Genomic DNA, 6667 nt, shown 5'->3' with positions numbered 1-6667 from the left:
AAATCAGCCCGCTCAAGCCCAAGATCTTCAGAGCCGTGCCCGTGTGAATGTCCCTGACGTGCCCCCTTCCTGATCCCTCGTTTTGAGTGAGAGTCCGTTTCATCAAGGAGACGGATGTGAAGAAGAGCAGGTTCAACGAGGCGCAGATCATCGGCGTGCTGCGCGAGCAGGAAGCCGGGAGTCCGACAGCGGAGGTCTGTCGGCGGCACGGGATCAGCGAGCAGACCTTCTATCGGTGGAAGGCGAAGTACAGCGGCATGACGGTGTCGGACGCGACGAAGCTGAAGGCGCTGGAAGACGAGAACCGGCGGCTGAAGAAGCTGCTGGCGGAGTCGATGCTGGACGTGTCGGCTCTGAAGGATCTTCTGGGAAAAAACTGATCGGGCCTGCAGCGCGCAGAGCGGCCGTGCTTCGTCTGATGGCGGAGCGCGGCTTCTCCCAGAAGCGCGCCTGCGGGCTGGTTCAGATCGATCCCAAGACGGTGCGTCGCGAGCCTGAACAGGGCGACGCGGAGGTGCGCGAGCGCCTGCGCAGCCTGGCGGCCGAGCGCCGCCGGTTCGGCTACCGGCGCCTGGGCATCCTGTTGGAACGGGAGGGCGTCAGTATGAACAAGAAGCGGCTGTTCCGGCTTTATCGGGAGGAAGGCCTGGCGGTGCGACGGCGACGGGGCCGCAAGCGCGCCACCGGAACCCGTGCGCCCATAGCCCTGCCGGACGGGCCCAACCAGCGCTGGAGCCTCGACTTCGTGGCCGACAGCCTGTCGTGGGGCCGACGCTTCCGCATCCTGTGCATCGTGGACGACTTCACGCGCGAGGCCCTGGCCTTGGTGGTCGACACCTCGATCGGCGGTCAGCGCATGGCCCGGGAGCTGGACCGGCTGATCGCCCGGCGCGGGCGCCCAGCCATGATCGTCAGCGACAACGGGACAGAGATGACGAGCCGGGCGATCCTCGAATGGACCAACCGCACCGCCCTCGCCTGGCATTACATCGCGCCGGGCAAGCCGCAGCAGAATGGCTTCGTCGAAAGCTTCAACGGCCGGCTCCGCGACGAGTGCCTGAACGAGGAGGTCTTCGCCACCCTGGCCGAGGCCCGCGCCGTCATCGAGCGCTGGCGCATCGACTACAACCACGTCAGGCCGCACTCGGCGCACGGGGGACTGACCCCGGAGGCGGTGCGCCTGAACCCCGCGGCCGTCCGGCTGCGCAACTTGATCAGCTCCGCCGCACGGCCGCTCCCGCCGGCGCAGCAGATCGGCTATCAACCCCCTGGGCTCTCACAATGATCGAGGGAGCAGAGGGGGGCACGTCATCCCTCCCGACGGGAGGGCAGGGCAGAGACAGGAGCCAAGCTCTATAGAGGGTGGTTCACATTGACGCGGATCAATGGTCGCCGACCGTCTGGAATGGTAGCGTTGCCGTGACGCATTATAGGAGAGCGCGATGAAGGGCTTCGTCGATGACATCGACCGGCTGACGGTCGAGAACAAGGATTTCCGCCGGGTGCTATACACCGGCAAGCACCTTCAGTTGGTGCTGATGGCACTGCGGCCCGGCGAGGAAATCGGCGAGGAAGTCCACGACGACCACGACCAGTTTTTCCGCATCGAGAAGGGCGAGGGCGAAGTCTGCATCGATGGTCAGCGGACGAAGATCAAAGCCGATGACGCGATCATCGTCCCCGCGGGCGCCCGCCACAACGTCATCAACACGGGCGACAAGAAGCTGAAGCTCTACACCGTCTACGGTCCGCCGGATCACAAGGACGGGATCGTGCGCGCCACGAAGGCTGAAGCCGAGGCAACCGAAGAGCATTTCGACGGGACGACGACGGAATAGGCGGCGGCGGGGCTCTGTCAGCCCAAACTTGATTGCCGATCGCGAGCCTCGCGCCTAGCCTCGCGGCATGGCCAAATCGACCAATCCGTTCCGCTGGTTTGACAGCTCGCCGGAGGTGATCCGGCTCGTGGTCATGATGTACGTCCGATATCCGCTGTCCCTGCGAAACGTCGAGGACCTGCTGGCCGAGCGCGGCATCGACATCTGCCATGAGACGGTGCGGCTTTGGTGGAACCGATTCGGCCCGATGTTCGCCGCCGAGATCCGCAGGAAGCGGGTCGATCACATGCGCGCCTACACTCACTGGCGCTGGCATCTGGACGAGGTCTACGTGAAGATCAACGGCGAAATGCATTACCTCTGGCGCGCCGTCGATCATGAGGGCGAGGTGCTGGAATCCTTTGTCACCAAGACCCGGGACAAGGCCGCAGCACTGAATTTCATCAAGAAAGCCATGAAGCGCCACGGCCGCCCCAAGGCCATCGTCACCGACGGCCTCCGCTCGTATCGCGCCGCGATGAACGACCTCGGCAATGGGGAGAAGCAGCATATCGGCCGTTGGGCCAACAACCGGTGTGAGAACTCACATCTGCCGTTCCGACGGCGAGAACGCGCCATGCTCCGCTTCCGCCAGATGAAGACCTTGCAGAAGTTCAGCTCCGTCCACGCCGCCTTCCACAACCACTTCAACCAGGACCGCCACCTCATCAGCCGAGACGACTTCAAAGCCCGGCGATCGGCTGCCTTTGCCGAGTGGAAGACACTTGCCGGATAGCCTACACGCCCCTGCCCCAAATGCGTCAACTGGAGACAAGTTGGCGTTGGACTGACAGCACCGCTGGAAGATGTGCCGAACCAGCTCGGCCTCTGGCTCATTGACCTTCAGCTTGCGACCGTCTGGGTCGTAGCCGAGCGGAGGTGACCCACCCATCCACATGCCCTTTTTCTTGGAGGCTGCGATCTTGTCGCGGATCCGTTCGCCCGTAACCTCACGTTCAAACTGGGCGAAGGACAGGAGCACATTCAGCGTAAGCCGACCCATCGACGTGGTGGTGTTGAAGGCCTGGGTCACCGAGACAAACGAGACCTGATGCTTGTCGAACACCTCTACGATGCGGGCGAAGTCGTTCAGCGCGCGGGTCAGGCGATCGACCTTGTAGACCACGACCACGTCGATCTTGCCGGCCGCCACGTCTGTGAGGAGGTGTTGAAGACCGTTGCGGTCCATAGTGCCGCCCGACACTCCGCCATCGTCATATAGCGTCGGCAAGGCGGACCACCCCTCCCCGATCTGGCTCTTTACATAGGCCTCGCAAGCCTCGCGCTGTGCATGCAAAGAGTTGAACTCCTGCTCCAAGCCCTCTTCCGACGACTTGCGGGTGTAGATGGCGCACCTAAGCTTGGGCTTGGCCACGTCGCCCGCCCTCCAGGCCGAAGAATTTGGGTCCGCTCCAGACCCCGCCGGAAATAGCGCGGGCAGCGGCGGTAAGGCTGGGGTAGGTCCTACCCCTCCACTCGAACCCAGTTGGCGTGCGCCGAACCGACTGCGGCACGCCTTTCCACTCGCGCACCAGGACCGTCCCTATCGGGACTTCCACCCTCGCCTTATGCGGTGGTTTCTCATCCTTCAACTTGCGTCTGACGCCCATATCCAGGCCGCCGAAGGCTTGGGCCTGAATGCGCCAACCCAAGGTCAGACCAAGGAGTTCGCGCGACCGAAGACGAGGCGCCGGCGGTCCGTAGCGGTCAGCCCAAACGGCGCGAAGGCCCTCAAGATCTAGGCGCTCCAGCGCCCGAATCTCAGCGGCGACCTCAGTGCGGCTCATTCGGAAATCGCCTCGGCGACTGTCAGAAGCGCGATGCGGTAGACCCGTCCGGCGTCGGTCTTCACGGAGGTAACGGTCAGCTTGTGCTTCTTCTTGATCGCCCCCGCCAGGGCACCGCGGACCGAGTGCGGCAGCCAGTCTGTCGCTTCGCTCATCTGAACGACTGTCGCTCCTTCCGGCCGACGCATCAGGCCGACGATGACGCCGAGCTTGCCGCCGGGACCTGTGGGCCGGGGCTCGGGCCCCTGAGGCTTCATCGTGTCCGGACCGGGCTGAGACCTGCCAGCCGCCGGCGAACGTGTATCGGCCGCCGCGCGCCGCTTGGGTCGCGCACCTACGCCGGTGATCTCGTGTCGCTGGCCGGCCTGCAAAAAGAGCCCGACCTGATGAACGAGATCATCGGCGGCCGCTGGTCCTAGGGATGATCAGGGATAGATCGAGATGGGATCCACAAGCCATGTTCGCTCTGAACGCTCGAGGCCTGCTCTCCCGGTGAAGGGATACGTGGACTTTTGGGAACGGCCGTCATCCACGATCACATAAGTATGGATCTCAAAGGTGCAGCTCCTACCCTTTACCGGTGTGACACGCATCCCCGGATGACCGTACGGCGGTAGCGTGGTTCTGACCGTGAAAGTATTCTCCCGGGCGAAGGCGGCTTATGGTCGTGGTCCAAGGTCGGATCAGGCATGCCCTTGCGCGGTTCGGGCGTCTTCATGCGTCGACCTCCAGCAGGTGAACGCTGAACAGACCGCCTGCATCGGTCCAGACGTCCAGTGAGCGATATCCCGCCGCCGACGCCAGTCGGCGGAAGTCCTCCAGTCCGTATTTCCACGAATCCTCGACGTGGATGCGTTCGCCCTCGCGCAGGGCGAACCGGTTTCGCCCCACGGTGACGGCCTGATCAGCCAGGGACCGCAGGTGGATCGCCACCCGCCCCTCGGCCTCTATCCAGCGCGCCTCATGGCGGAAGGCCGCCAGATCGAAATCCGCGCCCAACTCCCGGTTCGCCCGCGCCAGGAGGTTCAGGCTGAACGCCGCCGTCACGCCCTGCGCATCGTCATAGGCCGGCTCCAGCACCTCCGCGCCCTTGGGCAGGTCGACGCCGATCAGCATCAAGGCCCGCGGCCCCAACCGCTTCGCCCACAGGCGCAGGAAGGCCTCGGCTTCCGCAGGCGGGAAGTTGCCCACACTCGATCCTGGATAGAAGGCCACGCGCCGGCCCGCGCCCCGAGCCGGCAGTTCGAACGGTTGAGCAAAGTCTGCGGCGATCGCCTCGACCTGCAGCTCGGGATAGTCGTCCTGGATGGCCTGGGCTGCGCCCGCCAGATGCTCCCGGCTGATGTCCACCGGCACATAGGCATGGGGCTGGTCCAGGGCGTCCAGCAGTATGCGCACCTTGACGCTGGAACCGCTGCCCAGTTCCACCAACTGCACATGGGGTCCCAGCCGTTCGGCGATCTCCCCGGCCTGTTCGCGCAGGATGCCGATCTCCGTGCGGGTCGGATAATATTCCGTCAGGCGCGTGATGCGGTCGAACAGGGCCGACCCTCGCGCGTCATACAGGAACCTGTGCGGCAACGCCTTCTCCGCGCGCGACAGTCCCTCGGTCACCGCCGTCAGGAAATCGTCCGCCCCCGGCTCCAGATCATGCAGGATCGCCCGGCGCCGGCGATGGCGTGCGGCCGGATCCATATCAAGCATCATCGGCCAGTCTCACGCTGCTGAAGGCCCACCGGGCGGCGGGCGGGTAGAAGTTGCGATAGGTCGCGCGCGCATGGCCGGGCGGCGTCACGCAGGCGCCGCCACGCAACACCATCTGTCCGCACATGAATTTGCCGTTGTATTCGCCCAGCGCCCCGGCGGCAGGCTGGTACCCGCGATATGGGGCATAGGCGGAGGCGGTCCATTGCCACCCCGCCCCCGACATCTGCCGCAGCCCCGCAGCTGCGCCCGCCGGTGCGGGATGCAGACCCCCCGCCACCTCGCACGTTGGCGTGGACAGGGCCGCGACCTCCCATTCGGCTTCGGTCGGCAGCCGTCGACCGGCCCAGCGCGCGAAGGCGTCGGCTTCGTAATAGCTGACGTGGCAGACCGGCTCGGCGTCGGCGACCGGCCGCTCTCCGGCCAGGGTGAAGGCGCGCCACTCGCCAGCCGCCGCCTCTCGCCAGTACAGGGGCGCGGTCCAGTTACCCTCGCGGACCGCCGCCAGACCATCGGCCAGCCACAACTCCGGCCGCTGATATCCGCCATCCGCCATGAAGGCGCGCCACTCTCCTGCCGTGACCAGCCGGTCGGCGATGATGAACGGCTCCAGCCACACCTTCGCCCGCGGCCGTTCGTTGTCGAAGGCGAAGCCTTCGCCATCGACGCCGATCTCGACCAGCCCGCCCTCGAACCGGACCCAGTCGAGCTCGCGCGTCGCCTCCCGAGCCGCCGGAGCCGGACGGGCGTAGGCCGGCCGTAACGGATTGACCGACAGCACGTGTTTGGCGTCCATCAGGAGAAGCTCCTGATGCTGCTCCTCATGGTTCAGGCCCAGTTCGACCCGGGCGGCCGCCTCGACGTCGTCCAGCGCCTCCAGCAGACCAGCCATGGCCGCGTCCACATGGCGGCGATAGGCCATCACCTCGTCCAGCGACGGCCGCGAGATCAGCCCGCGATCCGCCCGCGCCACCCGCTCGCCCACCGCCTCGTAGTAGGAGTTGAACAGATAGTCGAAGGCCGGATCAAACGGCTCGTATCCGGGCGCGAACGGGATAAGGAGGAAGGTCTCGAAGAACCAGGTCGTGTGCGCCAGATGCCATTTGCTGGGGCTGACGTCGGACATGGACTGGACCTGCTGGTCCTCAGGCGACAGGGGCGCGGCCAGGGCTTCGGTGCGGGCCCGCACGACGGCGTAGCGTTTCTGCAATGCGTTGAGGTTGACGCCTTCTGGGATGACATTGAGTTTCAAGGTCCACCCCCGGCGACTGACATCCTAATGGCCAAGGCCCCCGGGAG

General features: G+C 65.4%; 7 protein-coding genes and 1 pseudogene. 3 read left to right on the top strand and 5 right to left on the bottom strand.

Annotation, left to right across the window (positions count from 1 at the left end; all coding sequences use genetic code 11):
- Positions 1 to 116: 116 nt before the first annotated feature.
- The 3 genes from Q0581_RS09680 to Q0581_RS09670 all read left to right on the top strand — a co-directional run bounded on the left by Q0581_RS09680 (position 117) and on the right by Q0581_RS09670 (position 2613).
- Positions 117 to 1285 (top strand): IS3 family transposase gene (locus Q0581_RS09680; protein WP_298699762.1). Its coding sequence is split into 2 segments (ribosomal slippage): positions 117 to 375 and positions 375 to 1285, totalling 1170 coding nucleotides; the frame shifts between segments, so codons are not numbered across the junction.
- Positions 1286 to 1442: 157 nt separating this feature from the next.
- On the top strand, positions 1443 to 1838 hold the full coding sequence (locus Q0581_RS09675) for a cupin domain-containing protein (protein ID WP_292039739.1): 396 nt from the start codon (positions 1443 to 1445) through the stop codon (positions 1836 to 1838).
- A 67-nt stretch (positions 1839 to 1905) separates the two neighbouring features.
- Positions 1906 to 2613, top strand: coding sequence for an IS6 family transposase (locus Q0581_RS09670; protein ID WP_298699760.1), 708 nt, complete (start codon positions 1906 to 1908; stop codon positions 2611 to 2613).
- A gap of 168 nt (positions 2614 to 2781) precedes the next feature.
- Here Q0581_RS09670 and Q0581_RS09665 read toward each other — a convergent pair.
- The 5 genes and pseudogenes from Q0581_RS09665 to egtB all read right to left on the bottom strand — a co-directional run.
- Positions 2782 to 3252, bottom strand: a pseudogene (locus tag Q0581_RS09665) (recombinase family protein); the annotation flags it as partial.
- Positions 3233 to 3664, bottom strand: a complete 432-nt coding sequence (locus tag Q0581_RS09660; RefSeq protein ID WP_298699758.1) for a DUF2924 domain-containing protein — start codon at positions 3662 to 3664, stop codon at positions 3233 to 3235. The pseudogene Q0581_RS09665 and the gene Q0581_RS09660, both read right to left, overlap by 20 nt.
- Positions 3661 to 3921 (bottom strand): DUF3489 domain-containing protein, encoded by a 261-nt coding sequence (locus Q0581_RS09655; protein ID WP_298699756.1) that lies wholly within the window; start codon positions 3919 to 3921, stop codon positions 3661 to 3663. Before Q0581_RS09655 ends, Q0581_RS09660 begins: the two co-directional genes overlap by 4 nt.
- 457 nt (positions 3922 to 4378) lie before the next feature.
- On the bottom strand, positions 4379 to 5359 hold the full coding sequence (gene egtD / locus Q0581_RS09650) for an L-histidine N(alpha)-methyltransferase (RefSeq protein WP_298699755.1): 981 nt from the start codon (positions 5357 to 5359) through the stop codon (positions 4379 to 4381).
- 1 nt (position 5360) lies between these two features.
- Positions 5361 to 6620, bottom strand: a complete 1260-nt coding sequence (gene egtB, locus Q0581_RS09645) for an ergothioneine biosynthesis protein EgtB (protein ID WP_298699753.1) — start codon at positions 6618 to 6620, stop codon at positions 5361 to 5363.
- Between the last annotated feature and the right edge of the window lie 47 nt (positions 6621 to 6667).

The sequence above is a fragment of the uncultured Brevundimonas sp. genome, from assembly GCF_937863155.1.
Classification (GTDB): Bacteria; Pseudomonadota; Alphaproteobacteria; order Caulobacterales; family Caulobacteraceae; genus Brevundimonas.
Note: the sequence above shows the minus strand (reverse complement) of the source record. Positions and strands in the feature narration are given on the sequence as shown.